Origin of the sequence: Streptomyces sp. SID10853 (assembly GCF_010548145.1) — a bacterium.
Classification (GTDB): Bacteria; Actinomycetota; Actinomycetes; order Streptomycetales; family Streptomycetaceae; genus Streptomyces.
Genome location: NZ_JAAGLN010000157.1, coordinates 1 through 16,701, shown reverse-complemented (window position 1 = coordinate 16,701; position 16,701 = coordinate 1). Strand labels below are relative to the sequence as shown.

Below are 16,701 nucleotides of genomic sequence, written 5' to 3'. Positions count from 1 at the left end.
CCGGGCCCGCGGACCTCGCGGCACTGCTGCGCTCCGTCCACGCGCTGCCCGCGCCGGACTTCGCGCTCCCCCGGCGTGAACTGCTGGGCGGGGTCGAACGCTGGCTGCGGCTCGCGGGAGACGCCGTCGACCCGGCGGACGCGGACTATCTCCGCGAGCGCCGTGACGGCTTCGCCTCGGCCGCGGCCGCGCTGACACCCCAGCTGCCCCCGGGCCCGATCCACGGCGACGCGCTCCCCCGCAACGTCCATATCGCCCCCGAGGGGCCGGTCCTGGTCGACCTGGAGACGTTCTCGTCGGACCTGCGGGAACACGACCTGGTCGTCATGGCGCTGTCCCGCGACCGGTACGGGCTTGCCCCGCAGGCGTACGACTCGTTCGTCGGCGCGTACGGCTGGGACGTCCGCGACTGGGAGGGCTGCGCCGTCCTGCGCGGCGCCCGGGAAACGGCGAGCTGCGCCTGGGTCGCCCAGCACGCTCCGGCCAACCCGCGCGCCCTAGACGAGTTCCGCCGCAGGGTGGCCTCGCTGCGGGAGAACGACGCCGGGGTCCGCTGGTATCCGTTCTAGGAGAGGTCACACCCGGGGCGCCACCGACGTTCCAGGACGGCTGCACCCGGCGCGCCACCGACGTCACACCGTCGCGAAGCGGATGAGGACGGCAGCGGGACGTGCACCGCGCAAGGCGCCGTGGAAGGTGAAGATGCGGTACCCGGGCGCCGACGGGTCGACCGAAGGCTCCCCACCGCGGAGGCGCTCCCCCCAGTGGTGGAGGCCGTGACCGCCGCGGCACACCAGCTCTCGTCCCTGCTCGACGGGGCGCGGCCGTCTCCTGCCCGACACGGCACCGGTGACTGGTGATCAGCCGGGAGCCGACTCACCGCGGCCCCGGCGGACTTGTCGGTACGGTCGTGCGCAGGGCTCGGACGGGTCGCGTACAGGTCTCCCGCCGGTCCCGCCTCACCTCCTCCGCGGGATCACCGGCCAGGCCGCCTCGACGACCGCCGCCGGGTCCGCGGTGCGGCGCAGATACGCCTGGAGCGAGGCCGACTGCTCGGCCGCCGCACGCACCTGGAGGCCCTGCAGATCAGCCAGCGGCATCGCCCCGACGGGCTGGTGCATCTCCCCCATGCGGCGCACCACCCGGGCGGCGGCCACCGCGTCCGCGCTCGCGTCGTGCGCGTCGTCGAGTGTCACCCCGTAGTAGGCGCAGAGCGCGTGGAGGGCGCGCTTGCCCCTGCGGTACTTGTCGACGTGTTTGTCGATCACCAGCGGGTCGACGACGGGCGAAGGCACCGTGCCGAGCCGCTCGCTGACGGACGCCGCCCCGTGGCGCCGGCACTCGCGGTCCAGCAGCGACAGGTCGTACCGCGCGTTCATCACCACCAGCGGCACCCCCGAGCGCAGCACTTCGGCGACGGTCCGTGCGACCTCCTCCACGGCTGCGGCCGCCGGGGCGCCGTGGGTGCGGGCGTGGTCCGTCGAGATCCCGTGAATCGCCGCCGCCTGCTCGGGTATCACCACTCCGGGGTCGATCAGCCAGGTGCGCTGTTCCTGGACTCCCCCGTCCGCGTCCAGCCGCACGACGGCCGCCGTGACGATGCGGTCGGTCTCGACGTCGGTGCCCGTCGTCTCCAGGTCGAAGCCGACCAGTGGTCCCCGGTGCCAGCTCATGGCGGCCCTCCTTCGTGGTACGTCCCCCAAGTGGTGACCACCCTCGCACGCGCCACTGACAACGAGTCGGGCCCCCCGGCCCCCTCCCGGTTCACCGGACGCACTCGCCGTCGGTGGCGCCGGGCCGCACACCGGCGAGAGCGGCGGCAGGTCAGGACACCGGCCGCGAATCCCCCCACACGGACTCGAACTCGTCCCGGTATGTCTCGAAGAGGCCGTGCTCGGAGTCCTGTCCGTGCCTGACCACCGCACGCCCGCCGCCCCGCAGCACCAGGACCGGCGCCTCCATCCCGCGTGCCCTGCGCAGATACGACTGGACGACCGCGAGACCGTCCGAGCCGTCACCGTCGACCAGACAGGCCATGAAGCGCGGCGTCTCGTCGAACACATGGATCTCGAAGGCCCCGGGATCCCGGAGCCTGGACCGCACCCGGCGCATGTGCAGGATGTTCGTCTCCACCGCGCGGCTCAGTTCGCCCTTCTTCAGCCCGAGTTCCCGCTCGCGCCGCTTGACCGCGCTGCTGGCGGGGTTGAGGAAGAGCAGCCGGACCCGGCACCCCGACTCCGCCAGCCGGACCAGCCGACGGCCGGAGAAGTTCTGGACGAGGAGGTTCAGCCCTATCCCTATCGCGTCGAGTCTGCGCGCCCCGCCGAACAGGTCCTCGGCCGGGATCTGCCGCTGGAGCCGGACGCGGTCCGGGTGGACCCCGATGACGTCCGCGTACCGGTCGCCCACCAGGTCCTCGACCGCGTCCACCGGGAGCCGGTCGGCGGACGGCGCGCCCGACCCGGCGCCCAGGATGTTCAGCAGGCGCGACGAGGCCCGTTCCGCCTGGGCCAGCACCGCCTCGGAGAGCGCCCGGTTGCGGGAGACCACATTGCGGGTGACCTCCAGCTCGTCCAGGGCCAGTTCCACATCGCGGCGGTCGTCGTAGTACGGCTCGAAGCACGGCCAGTGCTGGACCATCAGCTCACGCAGCTGCGGCAGGGTGAGGAAGCTCAGGACGTTGTCGTCGGCCGGGTCCAGCAGATAGCCCTTGCGGCGCGAGACCTCCCGTACGGCCACGGCGCGCTGGACCCACTCCTGGCCGGCCGGGCCCGCCGCCGCGACCACCCAGTCGTCGGCGTGCACCGGCTCGTAGATGGGGCGCAGCACGGCGGCCACCACGGCGCGGAGCCGCTGCTCGACCAGGTTCAGCCAGATGTAGGCGCGCCCGGCCCGCTGGGCGCGGGTCCGCACCTCGTTCCACGCGCCGGCGTCCCAGTCGAGTTCCGCCCCGATCTCCATGGGCCTCGCCAGGGAGACCGCCCCGGGTGGGACCCCTGTGGAGCCCCCGTCGTGACCCGGGTCACCTGGGGGCAGCTCCAGCCCTCCCGAGCCCACCCGCGTACCGCCTTTCACCGCCCCTGCAACGATCAAGGAAGGGTACTCCGCGCGCGGGAGCCGGTGCAGCCGGATGCACAGGCTGATTTCCCAACTCCCTTATTCGTGGTGACCGTTCTCCGCGACCGCAGGGGGCCGAGTGAGGGGATTCATAGTGGTTCGTGGCGAGGACGCGGTGACACGCGAGACTCGGCGCCCGATGTGGAAGAGTCGTGCCCATGCAGGTCTGGCCGGGACAGACATACCCGCTCGGCGCCACGTACGACGGCGCCGGGACCAATTTCGCGGTCTTTTCGGAGGCCGCCGACCGAATCGAGTTGTGCCTGCTGCACGACGACGGCTCAGAGACGGCGGTGGAGCTGAGGGAGACGGACGCGTTCGTCCGCCATGCCTATCTGCCCGGCATCATGCCTGGCCAGCGGTACGGGTTCCGGGTGCACGGCCCGTACGCACCCGAGAGCGGGCAGCGCTGCAACTCGGCGAAGCTGCTCCTCGACCCGTACGCCAAGGCGGTGAGCGGCGAGGTCAAATGGGACGAGTCCGTGTACGGCTACCACTTCGGCCGGCCGAACTCGCGCAACGACCTGGACTCCGCCCCGCACACCATGACCTCGGTGGTGGTCAACCCCTACTTCGACTGGGGGGACGACCGGCTGCCGCGCACCCCGTACCACGAGACGGTGCTCTACGAGGCCCATGTGAAGGGCCTGACGATGCTCCATCCGGCGCTCCCCGACGAGATGCGCGGGACCTACGCGGCGCTGGCCCATCCGGCGGTCATCGAGCATCTGACCGGGCTCGGGGTGACGGCGCTCGAACTGATGCCCGTTCACCAGTTCGTCAACGACCACCGGCTGGCGGACAGCGGGCTCTCGAACTACTGGGGCTACAACACCATCGGGTTCTTCGCCCCGCACAACGCGTACGCCTCCTGGGGCGACCGCGGTGAACAGGTGCTCGAATTCAAACAGGCGGTACGGGCGCTGCACGAGGCCGGTATCGAGGTCATCCTCGACGTCGTCTACAACCACACGGCCGAGGGCAACCATCTGGGCCCGACGCTCTCCTTCCGGGGCCTGGACAACGCCTCCTACTACCGGCTGACGGACGATCCGCGCTACTACATGGACACCACGGGCACCGGCAACAGCCTGCTGATGCGCTCCCCGCACGTCCTCCAGCTGATCATGGACTCGCTGCGCTACTGGGTCACCGAGATGCATATCGACGGCTTCCGCTTCGACCTGGCGGCGACCCTGGCCCGCCAGTTCCACGAGGTGGACCGGCTGTCGTCCTTCTTCGACCTGGTGCAGCAGGACCCGGTGGTCTCCCAGGTGAAGCTGATCGCCGAGCCGTGGGACGTGGGCGAGGGCGGCTACCAGGTGGGGAACTTCCCGCCGCTGTGGACCGAGTGGAACGGCAAGTACCGCGACACCGTCCGGGACCTGTGGCGGGGCGAGCCGCGGACACTGGCGGAGTTCGCCGGGCGGCTGACCGGCTCGTCGGACCTGTACCAGGACGACGGGCGGCGCCCGCTGGCCTCGATCAACTTCACCACCTGCCACGACGGCTTCACGCTGCACGACCTGGTGGCCTACAACGACAAGCACAACGAGGCGAACGGCGAGAGCAACCGGGACGGCGAGAGCCACAACCGGTCCTGGAACTGCGGCGCCGAAGGGGAGACCGATGACCAGGGCGTGCTGGAGCTGAGGGGCCGCCAGATGCGGAACTTCATGGCCACGCTGCTGCTGTCGCAGGGGGTCCCGATGCTGAGCCACGGCGACGAGTTCGGCCGTACCCAGCACGGCAACAACAACGCGTACTGCCAGGACAGCGAGCTGGCCTGGGTGCACTGGCCCGACCCGGAAGGGGCCGGGGCCGCCGAGGCCGGCTCCGGCAACCGGGACGGCTCCGGCGGGAGCAGCACCCTGCTGGCCTTCACCCGTGCGATGGTGGCGCTGCGCCGTGAGCATCCGGTCTTCCGGCGGCGGCGCTTCTTCCACGGGCGCCCGGTGGAGGGCACCCACGACGACCTGTCCGACATCGCCTGGTTCACCCCCGAGGGCGAGGAGATGGTCCAGCGCGACTGGCAGGCGGCGCACGCCAAGGCCCTGTCGGTCTTCCTGAACGGGAACGCCATCTCGGAGCCGGGGACGCGCGGCGAGCACATCGCGGACGACTCGTTCCTGCTGATGTTCAACGCGAGCGCGGATGAGATCGAGTTCCTGGTTCCGGTGAACCACGGCAGGCAGTGGGAGGTCGTCGTGGACACCGCACACGAGGACGGGGTACCGCCGGGGCCGGGCCCGAAGGTGGACGCCGGCGACCGGCTCGCGCTGATCGGGCGGAGCCTGACCGTGCTGAAACGGCCGGCCTGACGAGCGGCGGGGTGACAGGGAGCCGGCGAAACGGGGTACGTAGGTTCCCATGACGCCCACTGCGACGTACCGGCTCCAGATCCAGCCGGAGTTCCCGTTCCCGGCCGCCGAGGCAGCGGTGCCGTATCTGGCGGCACTCGGTGTCTCGCACCTCCATCTGTCGCCGGTGCTGGAGGCGGTCCCCGGCTCCACCCACGGCTATGACGTCGTGGACCACTCCCGGATCCGCGACGAACTGGGCGGCGAGGACGGGCTCCGCGCGCTGGCGCACACCGCGCGCACGCACGGGCTCGGACTCGTCGTGGACATCGTGCCGAACCACATGGCGGCGGCCCCCCGGTACAACCGGCAGCTGTGGGAGGTACTGCGTGAGGGGCCGGGCTCGCCGTACGCCCGCTGGTTCGACATCGACTGGGAGTCGGGCGGCGGCAAGGTGCTGCTGCCCGTGCTCGGCCACCCGCTGGGCGACGAACTGGAGCGGCTGCGGGTCGACGGGGACGTGCTGCGCTATTACGACCACGCGTTCCCGCTGCGCGAGGGCACGGAGCGGCTGCCGCTGCCGGAGCTGCTCGACGCCCAGTGGTACCGGCCGGCCTGGTGGCGGCTGGCCCGCACCGAGCTCAACTACCGGCGCTTCTTCACCATCTCGGACCTGATCGGGGTGCGGGTCGAGGACCCGGCGGTCTTCGACGCCACCCACGGCAAGATCCTGGAGCTGATGGACGACGGCGTCATCGAGGGGCTGCGCGTCGACCACCCGGACGGGCTCGCCGACCCGGGCGCGTATCTGCGGCGACTCGGCGAGGCGACGGGCGGCCGCTGGACCGTGGTGGAGAAGATCCTCACCGGCGAGGAGCGGCTGCCCGCCGACTGGGCGGTCGCCGGGACCACCGGGTACGACGCGCTGCACCGGATCGACGGCCTGTTCACCGACCCGGCCGGCGCCGACGAGCTGGCACGCAGCTACCGGGACCGGGCGGGGCCCCCGGGCGACCGCGGCGGTTACTGGGAGCCGACCCTCCGCCGGGCGGCGTACAAGGTCATCACCCATGAGCTGGCGGCCGAGACCACGTTCCTGGTCCGCACGGCCGAGCGGATCTGCGCGGCCGACCCCGCGCTGCGCGACCACGCGCCGTGGGCGCTGCGCGCCGCGCTGCGCGAACTGCTGGTACGGATGCCCGTCTACCGGCCGTATGTGACCGCGGGCGGGCCCACCCCCGACGCGGCGGAGGCCACGCTGGACGCGGAGACGGTACGGCAGGCCGTCGCGTCGTTCACCGTGCCGGAGGAGTCGGCGGCCGTCGGTGTCGTACGGGATCTGGCGCTCGGCAGACTGGGCGGCGGCCCCGACCGCACCGCCTTCTGCGCGCGGTTCGCGCAGACCGCGTCGGCACTGCGCGCCAAGTCCGTGGAGGACACCGCCTTCTACCGGTACGCGCCACTGGTGTCGGCGGGCGAGGTGGGCGGTGACCCGGGGGCGCCCGCGGTGAGCCCGGAGCGCTTCCACGCGTTCTGCGCGCGGACGGCCCGCGACTGGCCGGCCGGCGGGACAGTGCTGACCACGCACGACACCAAGCGCAGCGCGGACGTACGGGCCCGGATCGCGGTCCTCACCGAGTGCCCCGAGCGGTGGGCCGCGCTGCTGGGCCGGCTGCCCACACCGGCGCCCGACCCGCAGCTGGCCTGGGTGGCCTGGCAGACCGCGTTCGGCTTCGGGCTGCCGGACCGGGACCGGCTCGGCCCCGCGCTGCTGAAGTCGGTGCGCGAGGCGGGGCTGCACACCAGCTGGACCGAGCAGGACGAGGTGTACGAGCAGGCGGTCGAGGACTTCACGGCGGCGGGGCCCGCCGGGCCCGCGCAGTCGGCGGTCGCCGCGTTCGCCCGGGAGCTCGGCCCGTACGTACGGGCCAACGCGCTCGGCGCCGCGCTGGTCCACCTCACGATGCCCGGCGTGCCTGACGTCTACCAGGGCACGGAGGGCACGTACATCGCGCTGGTGGACCCCGACAACCGCAGACCGCCGGTGCCCGTCGATCCCTCGGACGAGAAGCTGGCGCTGACGACCACGGCGCTGCTGCTGCGCCGGGAGTGCCCGGAGGTCTTCGGCGAGTCGGGAACGTACACCCCGCTGGCGGCGGACGGCCCGGCGGCGGCGCATTGTCTGGCGTTCTGCCGCTCGGGCGAGGCGGTCACCGCGGTGACCCGGCTGTCGCTGCGGCTCGACGAGGCGGGCGGCTGGCGCGGCACGGAGCTGCCGCTGCCCGCTGGGGTGTGGCTCGATCTGCTGTCCCCGGAACGGGAGTTCACCGGCCGGGTCGCGCTGCGCGAACTGTTCGCTGTGCGGCCGGTGGCGCTGCTCAAGCGGGTCGTGGCGGCGGGTGCGGGGTGAATTGCCGCACGCGGCACGGTGGTTCAGCAGTCACCTGGGCAGCCGGGCCCAAGGCCCCGCCGCCGGGCTCACTGGGCGGCGAGCCTGAAGTGCATCCGGCCGAAGCTGACCGAGTCGCCGTCCCGGACCGCGACCGCGCCGGTGACCCGCCGGCCGTTGACCGTCGTTCCGTTGGCCGAGCCGAGGTCGCGCAGTATCCACACCCCGGCCCGCACCCCGAGCTCGGCGTGCATCCGTGACACCGTCTCGTGGTTCAGCCGCAGGCCGTTGACCGGGTCCCGGCCGATGCGCAGCGGGTACGGGCCGGGCGCGGGCAGCAGCAGCTTCGGCAGCCGTTCGGCCGCCCAGGCCCTGCGCATCCGGCCGGGGAAGGCGGACACCTGGCTCACCGCGCCCAGCAGCCGCTGCGACCAGCCGGTCCCGCTCTCCAGGTCCGCGGTGAGCGCGGACAGTTCACCGGATCCGCGCGCGGCCAGGGCCAGTTCCATCCGGCGCATGAAGGTGTCGTGGGAGAGCTTGCCCTGGACCGCGCCCTCCTTGAGTACGGCGAGCACCCGGTCCCGCTCGGCGTCGGACAGCCGGGCAGGAGCCAAGGGCTGCTCGTGGGCGGGCGCCGGGGAGTCTGAAGAGGACGTCACAGGGTTGATTGTCGGCCGGACCCGAGCGAGGTGTCCAGGCGGCCCCGGGTTTGCGATATCCATGTGACCAGGACGGACACCGATTGTTACGGTCTGCGGACATCACCCCTGCCCAGGAGCCGAATTGACCCAGCCGCCGCCCGCCCACGAGTTGGTGATCCGCCCCCTGACCGGGCCGGACGAGCTCGGCCTCTTCCGTACGCTGCCCTATGTCCTCGACCATGAACTCGCCGACGACCTCGCGGCCGGGCTGCGCCGCCCCGAGTGGATGTGGGTGGCGCTGTGCGGCGACCGCGTGGTGGCGCGGGCCGCCTGGTGGACACAGACGGCCGGGGCCGCCCCGCTCACTCTCGACTTCTTCGACCTGGACGACACCCTGCCCGAACCGGAACGCGGCGAGACCGGGCTGCGGCTGCTGGAGACCGCGATGGCGCGGCTCTTCCCCGCCGGGGCGGAGCGGCCCGAGTACGGCCGGTTCATCCCGCCGGACTGGCGCACGGACCCGGTGGTCCGCGACGCGGTCGAGGCGCGGATGCGGACGGTCGGGCGGACCGGGGCGCGGCTGCTGGTCGAGCGGCTGCGGCTGGAGTGGACCCCGGGGGCAGCCGCGGTGCCGCCGCCGGACGGCCGGCTGGTCTTCCGCCCGGTGCGCGACCGGGAGGATCTCGTCTCGCTGATGGCGCAGGTGCTCGACGGCACGCTCGACGCGCACAGCCGGGCCTCGCTGGAGTCCGGGCTGAGTCCGCGCGTGGTGGCCGACGAGCAGTACGAAGAGGAGCTGACGCAGTACCGGAGCCCGGGCGGGTGGTGGCGGGTCGCGGAGCTGCCGGACGGGGATCCGGTCGGATTCGTGCTCCCCGCGCGCAACAACTACCACGCGATCATCGCGTACATCGGGGTGCTGCCCGGCCACCGGGGGCACGGCTACATCGACGGGATCCTCGCCGAGGGGACCCGGATCCTCGCCGCCCAGGACGTACCGCGTATCCGTGCGTCGACGGACGCCGGCAACGTCCCGATGGCGCGGGCCTTCGAGCGGGCCGGCTATGTGAACTTCGGGCGTGCGGTCAACATGGTGTGGGACTGACGGGGAGCGGACTGACGAGTATCGGACCGGCGGGCATCGGACCGGCGGGTGCGGGAGTGCGCCGCCTACGCCGTGGAGCCGGTCCCGGCCGCCTCGCCCAGCCAGTCCAGGCGGCGCTGCTGTCCGGGCGGAATGGTGGCGTCCTCGCCCCGCGGGCCGACGTTGAGCAGCAGGTTTCCGCCGTCGGACCGGACCGTACCGAGCAGCTCGGCCAGCGCGTCACGGCCGATGAAGGAGTCCTCGCCCGAGTTCCGGTTGTAGCCGAAGCTGTGGTCGATGCCGCGGGTGATCTCGAAGGGGTCGGGGCCGGTGTAGCGGGAGTACTCGGGGGTCCTGAAGTCGTAGTACGGCGGCTTCTTGGGGACGAAGCCCTCGTCGCTGACGACCGTGCGGCGGTCCCAGCTGTTGTAAGCGGCCCGCAGACCGGGCATCCGCAGCGCCCGCCACAGCGGGGTGTACGGGTAGAGCCGGTCGTTGACGACGCCGTGCGGAACGGTGAACCGGTAGTACTCCACCAGGCTCCTGATCCCCGCGCGCCCGGCCGGCCAGGCGATGTCGTTCCAGAGGATGTCCGGGTGGTAGCGCCTGATCAGCTCGCGCAGCTGGGCGTCCGCGTACGCCGGGTAGGCGCCGCGGGGGACGGCGGCGACGGTGTCGGCGGCGGTCGCGATGGGGCGCGGCTGGAACGTCCAGTCGAGTCCGCCCGAGTAGTAGACGCCGAAGCGCAGCCCTTCGGCCCTGACGGCTTCGGCGAACTCACCGACGACGTCGCGCGGGGTGTGCCAGCCGGGACGGTGGGGGTTGCGCACCTCGGACGGCCAGAGGCAGTAGCCGTCGTGGTGCTTGGCGACGAGGACCGCGTAACGAGCCCCGGCGGCGCGGAAGCGGCGCGCCCAGTCCGCCGGGTCCCAGCCGCTCAGCGCGTCGGCGAAGTCGCCGCCGAACGCCGTGTACGGGCGGCTGCCGTAGGTCTCCCTGTGGTGGGCGGACACCGGGCTGCCGGGGAAGCGCAGGGAGTTCTCGTACCACTCTCCGTACGAGGTCCAGCCGAGGTGCGCGCGCCCGGCGGCGTCGTACGGCGGGGCCCACCCCGGCACGGACGCGGGCGTCCAGTGCACGAAGATCCCCAGTTGAGCCTGTTGCCACCACGGAGCGACCATGGTTGAAGTATTGATCATTGCCGGTGGTGTTCGTAAGGGGGTCTAGGAGCGTCCGGCCTGTGCACTGCGGATCACCTCGCGGTACCACCAGTAGGAGTCCCTGGGGGTACGCCGCATCGTCTCGTAGTCCACCTGGACCAGGCCGAACCGCTGGGCGTTCCCCTCGATCCACTCGAAGTTGTCGGTGAGCGACCAGGTGAAGTAGCCGCGGACGTCGACCCCATCGGCCATGGCGGTGTGCAGGGCGCGCAGGTGGCCGTCGATGAAGTCGATCCTGCGGGAGTCCCGCAGCCCGTCGTAGCTGCAGCCGTTCTCGGTGATGTAGAGCGGCGGGAGGCGGTCGCCGTAGCGGCTCTCCAGCTGGATCAGCATGTCGCGCAGCCCGTCGGGGACCACCGGCCAGCCGAAGTCGGTGCGGTCGTATCCCTCTATCTCCCTGATCCCGAAGGGGAGTTCGGGTGGTATGCCGAACCCGGCGAAGGTGTCGAGGGCCTGCGGGGCCGGGGCCCCGACGAGTGTCGGGTTGTAGTAGTTGACGCCGTACCAGTCGAGCGGCGCCGAGATGATCTCCAGGTCCTCGGCGACCGGGCCCGGCATCAGGGCGGCGAAGTTCTCGTCCGGGTAGGCGCCGGTGAGCAGCGGGTCGGCGAACAGCCAGTTGGAGACCGTGTCGTAGAGCCCGGCCCCGAACCGGTCCTCGTCGCTCTCGCCCGCCGTCCAGACGGGAGTGTGCGAGACGGCGATCCCGATGTCCGATGCCCCGGCCGCGCGCAGCGACCCGACGGCGAGGCCGTGCGCGAGCAGCTGGTGGTGGGCGGCGGGCAGCGCGTCGAAGAGCAGCTTCTTGCCGGGGGCGTGCTCGCCCAGGGCGTAACCGAGGAGTGTCACCTCGGCCGGTTCGTTGATGGTGATCCACATCGGGACCCGGTCGGCGAGGCGTTCGGCGACGGTGCCCGCGTACTCGGCGAAGCGGTACGCGGTGTCACGGTTGAGCCAGCCACCGGCCTGTTCGAGCGCGAGCGGGGTGTCCCAGTGGTAGAGGGTCGGCGCGGGGGTGATGCCCCGGGCGCACAGCTCGTCGACGAGCCGGTCGTAGAAGTCGAGGCCGGCCGGGTTGAGGGCGCCCGAGCCGTCCGGGACGACGCGCGGCCAGCTGACCGAGAAGCGGAAGGCCCCGGCGCCGAGCCCGGCGAGCAGCGCCACGTCCTCGCGGTAGCGCTCGTAGAAGCCGGTGCCGAGTGAGCCGTCGGCGCCGTCCTTGATCCGGCCCGGCCTGGCGGCGAAGTCGTCCCAGCCGGACGGGCCCTTGCCGTCGGTGCCCGCCGCGCCCTCGGTCTGGAAGGCGGAGGCGGACGCGCCCCACAGGAAGCCGGGCGGGAAGGCGGGCAGTGGGGGAATCCTCATGGATCGCGACCCTAATGGCCCGAGTGCGCTCGCTCCAGCCCCTGATCTTGTCAAGATGAGAGCCTGCCGGCCGGCCGATGGCGGTCCCGACGACATGACCTGGTCCCGACGGCACGATCTGGTCCCGACGAGACGACCGAGGGGATGCTGTGCTGTTCGATGTGTGGGCACCGGAGAAGAGCGACGTCACGCTGGAGCTGGCCGGGCGTGACCTGGCCATGGAGCGCGACCCGCTGCGGGACGGCTGGTGGGCCGTCACCGCGGACGCGGCGGACGGTGACCGCTACGGCTTCCGGCTGGACGGCGGCCCTGTGCTGCCCGACCCGCGCTCGCGCCGCCAGCCCGCGGGGCCCGACGGGCTGAGCGCCGTGGTCGCCCACGACACCTACCGGTGGCGCCAGGAGTGGCCGGGCCTGCCGCTGCCGGGCGCCGTGCTGTACGAGCTGCACATCGGCACGTACACCCCCGACGGCACGTTCGACGCGGCGGCGGAGCGCCTTGACCACCTGGCCGCGCTGGGCGTCACCCATGTGGAGCTGATGCCGGTCTGTCCCTTCCCTGGCCGGCACGGCTGGGGGTACGAGGGGGTCTCGCTGTGGGCGGTGCACGAACCGTACGGCGGCCCAGAGGGGCTGAAGCGGTTCGTCGACGCGGCGCACGAGCGCGGGCTCGGAGTGGTGCTCGACGTGGTCCACAACCACCTCGGACCGTCCGGCAACCACCTGCCCTCCTTCGGTCCGTACTTCACCGACACCCACCACACCCCGTGGGGCTCGGCGGTGAACCTGGACGCGCCGGGCTCCGACGAGGTCCGGGCGTATCTGCTGGGCAGCGCGCTGGCCTGGCTGCGCGACTACCGGATCGACGGGCTGCGTCTCGACGCGGTCCACGCCCTCGCCGACAACCGCGCGCTGACCTTCCTGGAGGAACTGTCCGCGGCCACCGACGCGCTCTCGGCCGGTCTCGGGCGGCCGCTGTTCCTGATCGCCGAGTCCGACCTCTGCGACCCGCGGACGACGACCCCGCGGGATGCGGGCGGTCTGGGGGTGCACGCCCAGTGGAACGACGACTTCCACCACGCCCTGCACACCGCGCTGACCGGCGAGTCCCAGGGGTACTACGCGGATTTCGCCCGTGCGCCGCTGGCCGCCGTGGCCAAGACACTCACCCGGGTCTTCTTCCACGACGGTACGTACTCGACGTTCCGCGGCCGTACCCACGGGCGGCCCGTGCACCGTACGTCGACGCCCGCGCACCGTTTCGTCGGCTTCGCGCAGACCCATGACCAGATCGGCAACCGGGCGCTCGGCGACCGGCTCTCGGCGACCCTGTCACCCGGTCTGCTGGCGTGCGCGGCGACCCTGGTGCTCACCGGGCCGGCCGTGCCGATGCTGTTCATGGGCGAGGAGTGGGGGGCGGCCACCCCGTGGCAGTTCTTCACCGACCACACGGACCCGGATCTGGCGGAGGCCGTACGGAACGGGCGGCGGCGGGAGTTCGCCGAGCACGGCTGGGCCGAGGGGGACATCCCCGACCCGCAGTCGCCCGCCACCAGGGAGCGGTCCTGTCTGAACTGGGGTGAGCTGGACGGCGGCCACCACTCACGGCTGCTCGCCTGGTACCGGGGACTGATCTCGCTCCGCCGCACCTGTCCCGACCTGGTCGACCCGGATCTGGCCGCGGTCAAGGTGGCGTACGACGAGGACGCCCGCTGGCTGGCGCTCCGCAGGGGCGATCTGCGGGTCGCGGTCAACCTCGGCCCCGGGGCGGCCAGGATCCCGCTGAACGGGCGCGGCGGCCGGATCCTGGCCTCCTGGGAGCCGGTCCGGCCGCCGGGCACCGACGGGATGCTGCTGCTGCCGCCTGAGTCGTGTGTCGTCCTGACGGACTCCTGACGGCCCGCCGGCGCACAGCGGGCGGGCGCGGGCGGGCGGGCGGCTACTCGACGATCGCCAGCTCACGGCGGGTGGTGTTCAGCCGCCGTCCGCCGTCGTCGGTGACGGTGACGATGTCCTCGATCCGGACGCCGAAGCGGCCGGGAAGATAGATGCCGGGCTCCACCGAGAAGCACATCCCGGGCACCAGCGGCTGCTCCTCGCCCTCGATCATGTACGGGGGTTCGTGGGTGGTCACCCCGATGCCGTGGCCGGTGCGGTGGATGAACCGCTCGCCGTACCCGGCGTCGGTGATGACCGCGCGCGCCACCCGGTCGATCTCCTGGCAGGCGACGCCCGGACGCACCGCCCGGCAGCCCGCGTCCTGCGCCTCGCGGACGATGTCGTGCACCCGCTGCTCCTCGGCGCCCGGTGCGCCGACGTGGACGGTGCGGGAGGTGTCCGAGCCGTACCCCTCCTTGAGTCCGCCGAAGTCGAGGACGACCATGTCGCCGGTCCCGATGACCCGTTCACCGGCCTCGTGGTGCGGGTTGGCGCCGTTGGGCCCGGAGCCGACGACGGTGAAGTCCACCTGCGAGTGCCCGAACTGCCGCAGCAGGGCGGCGAGATCAGCCGCCACGTCGGTCTCCCTGCGTCCGGAGAAGCGGACCTTGAGGATCTCCTCGTAGGTCGCGTCGGCCGCGGCGCCCGCCGCTTCGATGCGGGCCAGCTCGGGGGCGTCCTTCACGGCGCGCAGCATCGGCAGGGCTTCCGTCAGCGACTGGTACGAGCTGTCGGGGAGGGCCCGCTGGAGGCCGAGCAGATGCATCGCCCAGCCGTTGTCGCTGACCGCGAACCGGCCGTCGGACCTGAGGAGCCCGGCGGTGATGCCGTACGGGTCCTTCCCGTCCGTCCAGTCCAGCAGGGTGAGCGCGGGGGCGCCGACGGCGTGCTCGGCGTCCGCGGCCTCCAGCGTCGGTACGACGAGAACCGGGTCCTGGCCTGCCGCGATGACCAGCATGGTCATCCGCTCGGTGGCGGCGGTCGGCCGGTAGCCGGTGAGGTGGACGAGGTCGGGGCCGGGTGCGACGAGCACTCCGGCGAGCCCGGCGTCCGCGGCGCTCCGGGCGGCACGGGCCATACGGGCGCGGTAGTCGTCGGCGGTGAACGGTACGGGTTCGGTGGACATGGACCTATCCTGCCGGGCGCGGTACGGAGATGCGATGCGAACCCGGTGTCTCGGAGGCGACAGCGCTCAGGCACGGCGGTGCTGCTCGGGAACGGCGGTGCTGCTCAGGAACGGCAGTGCTGAGGGAGGCGCAGTGCTCAGCGACGCGGTACTCAGCGACGCGGTACTCAGGGACAGGGACAGGGATACGGCACGACCAGGTCGGCGCGGTCCCTGGTGCGTGCGACGAGCCGGGCGTTGGCCTCGTCGGACCGCAGCACCCAGCGCTCGGCCTCCACACGGCTCCTGCCGTACCGGATGTGACGCTCGATGAGCCTGCTGACCCGGGCGGCGTCTGCGGGATCCTCGGGGCTCCCGGGCCCGATGAACCACGCCTCGTCGAGCAGGGCCCGCACGAGCGGCCAGTGCAGCAGATAGTTCCCTTCGGTGATCACCAGCGGGACCTCGGGGGCCACCGGCACGGAGCCCGCGACGGGCTCCTCCAGCGCCCGGTCGAAGGCGGGCGCGTACACGACGTCACCGCCGGGCGTACGCAGCCGGGCGAGCAGGGCCGCGTACCCGGCCTCGTCGAACGTGTCCGGGGCGCCCTTGCGGTCGGCCCGCCCGAGGCGGCGCAGCTCGGCCCCTGCGAGGTGGAAACCGTCCATCGGGACCACGACGGCGCTCGGCCCGAGTGCTTCGGCGAGACCGGCGGCGAGGGTGGACTTGCCCGCGCCGGGCGGGCCCGCGATGCCGAGGATCCGCCGGTGCCCGGCCGAGGCGAGCAGCCGGGCACGGTCGATGAGGCGCTGCGGTGTCATGGCGGCCATTGTCGCCGCCCGGTCCTGCCCGCGCGAGTGGCCCCGTAGCCGCGGGCGGTACGTACAACCGCTCCTGACCACGTGGCTGGCAGGCTAGCCTTCCTGCCATGTCCCGCATCGCACTGGTCACCCTGGTCGTCCTCGACTACGACGAGGCCATCGGCTTCTACACCGGCGCCCTCGGATTCACACTGACCGAGGACACCGACCGCGGCGACGGCAGCCGCTGGGTGGTGGTCACACCGCCCGGCGGGCAGCCCGGGACCGGTCTGCTGCTGGCCCGCGCCAAGGACGACGCGCAGCGCGCGAGCGTCGGCGCCCAGACGGGCGGCCGGGTCGGCTTCTTCCTGCACACCGGGGACTTCGCCGGGGACCACGCCCGGATGCGGGACGCCGGCGTCCGTTTTCTGGAGGAGCCGCGTCACGAGCCGTACGGTTCGGTCGCCGTCTTCGAGGACCTCTACGGGAACCGGTGGGACCTGCTCCAACCGGCGTGAGAGTCATGTCGGACATGGCTGTTACGTTTCCCGTATGACGGTTTACGGACGTGCCATCGCTCTCCTCGGGGAGCGGCCGGAGCTGGCCGAAGCGGCCGCGCGCCCCTTCGGTTTCGACCTGGCGGGGGCCGCGCACGGCCCGGCGGTCCGGCTGGCATCGGGCGCGCCGCTGGAGGCGGTGGCCGGGGACGGCAGGGGCGGCACGTATGCCGTGTGCGGCGGGGG

13 protein-coding genes and 1 pseudogene are annotated in these 16,701 nt (G+C 72.6%); 7 read left to right on the top strand and 7 right to left on the bottom strand.

All coding sequences use genetic code 11. The features are described 5' to 3' along the window. On the top strand, nt 1-569 hold a 569-nt coding region (locus tag G3I19_RS25055; RefSeq protein ID WP_164265967.1), incomplete at its 5' end, for a phosphotransferase. 390 nt (nt 570-959) lie between these two features. Here G3I19_RS25055 and G3I19_RS25050 read toward each other — a convergent pair. Both G3I19_RS25050 and G3I19_RS25045 read right to left on the bottom strand, forming a co-directional pair. Beyond that, the gene (locus tag G3I19_RS25050; RefSeq protein WP_164265966.1) at nt 960-1,673 is read right to left on the bottom strand and encodes an exonuclease domain-containing protein; all 714 of its coding nucleotides are present in this window, start codon (nt 1,671-1,673) and stop codon (nt 960-962) included. Between the two features lie 151 nt (nt 1,674-1,824). Further along, on the bottom strand, nt 1,825-3,057 hold the full coding sequence (locus G3I19_RS25045) for an SAV2148 family HEPN domain-containing protein (RefSeq protein WP_164265965.1): 1,233 nt from the start codon (nt 3,055-3,057) through the stop codon (nt 1,825-1,827). A 218-nt stretch (nt 3,058-3,275) separates the two neighbouring features. Here G3I19_RS25045 and glgX point away from each other — a divergent pair, with 218 nt between their 5' ends. Next, complete coding sequence (gene glgX / locus G3I19_RS25040) at nt 3,276-5,438, top strand: glycogen debranching protein GlgX (RefSeq protein WP_164265969.1); 2,163 nt, start codon at nt 3,276-3,278, stop codon at nt 5,436-5,438. A gap of 49 nt (nt 5,439-5,487) precedes the next feature. After that, nucleotides 5,488-7,827: a malto-oligosyltrehalose synthase gene (gene treY, locus G3I19_RS25035; RefSeq protein WP_164265964.1), complete on the top strand. Its 2,340-nt coding sequence runs from the start codon at nt 5,488-5,490 to the stop codon at nt 7,825-7,827. A 68-nt stretch (nt 7,828-7,895) separates the two neighbouring features. Here treY and G3I19_RS25030 read toward each other — a convergent pair whose 3' ends face one another. Continuing rightward, nucleotides 7,896-8,465 (bottom strand): DUF1707 and FHA domain-containing protein, encoded by a 570-nt coding sequence (locus tag G3I19_RS25030; RefSeq protein ID WP_343235202.1) that lies wholly within the window; start codon nt 8,463-8,465, stop codon nt 7,896-7,898. 124 nt (nt 8,466-8,589) lie between these two features. Here G3I19_RS25030 and G3I19_RS25025 point away from each other — a divergent pair, with 124 nt between their 5' ends. Further along, on the top strand, nt 8,590-9,552 hold the full coding sequence (locus tag G3I19_RS25025) for a GNAT family N-acetyltransferase (RefSeq protein WP_239074794.1): 963 nt from the start codon (nt 8,590-8,592) through the stop codon (nt 9,550-9,552). A 65-nt stretch (nt 9,553-9,617) separates the two neighbouring features. Here G3I19_RS25025 and G3I19_RS25020 read toward each other — a convergent pair whose 3' ends face one another. Continuing rightward, nucleotides 9,618-10,712, bottom strand: coding sequence for an alpha-L-fucosidase (locus G3I19_RS25020; protein WP_164265962.1), 1,095 nt, complete (start codon nt 10,710-10,712; stop codon nt 9,618-9,620). A gap of 42 nt (nt 10,713-10,754) precedes the next feature. Continuing rightward, nucleotides 10,755-12,116: a GH1 family beta-glucosidase gene (locus G3I19_RS25015; RefSeq protein ID WP_164265961.1), complete on the bottom strand. Its 1,362-nt coding sequence runs from the start codon at nt 12,114-12,116 to the stop codon at nt 10,755-10,757. A gap of 149 nt (nt 12,117-12,265) precedes the next feature. Between G3I19_RS25015 and treZ the strand changes: the two genes are divergently transcribed. Then, the gene (treZ, locus tag G3I19_RS25010; protein WP_164265960.1) at nt 12,266-14,011 is read left to right on the top strand and encodes a malto-oligosyltrehalose trehalohydrolase; all 1,746 of its coding nucleotides are present in this window, start codon (nt 12,266-12,268) and stop codon (nt 14,009-14,011) included. A gap of 43 nt (nt 14,012-14,054) precedes the next feature. On the opposite strand, the gene G3I19_RS25005 is transcribed toward treZ, so the two are convergent. Continuing rightward, nucleotides 14,055-15,179 carry an aminopeptidase P family protein gene (locus G3I19_RS25005; protein ID WP_164265959.1) on the bottom strand — a complete coding sequence of 375 codons (1,125 nt, stop codon included), beginning with the start codon at nt 15,177-15,179 and terminating at the stop codon, nt 14,055-14,057. A 167-nt stretch (nt 15,180-15,346) separates the two neighbouring features. After that, entirely contained in the window at nt 15,347-15,979 is a 633-nt protein-coding gene (locus G3I19_RS25000) for a nucleoside/nucleotide kinase family protein (RefSeq protein ID WP_164265958.1), read from the bottom strand. A gap of 107 nt (nt 15,980-16,086) precedes the next feature. Here G3I19_RS25000 and G3I19_RS24995 point away from each other — a divergent pair, with 107 nt between their 5' ends. Next, complete coding sequence (locus G3I19_RS24995; RefSeq protein WP_164265957.1) at nt 16,087-16,476, top strand: VOC family protein; 390 nt, start codon at nt 16,087-16,089, stop codon at nt 16,474-16,476. 34 nt (nt 16,477-16,510) lie between these two features. Then, nucleotides 16,511-16,701 (top strand): annotated as a pseudogene (locus G3I19_RS24990) (hypothetical protein); the annotation flags it as partial.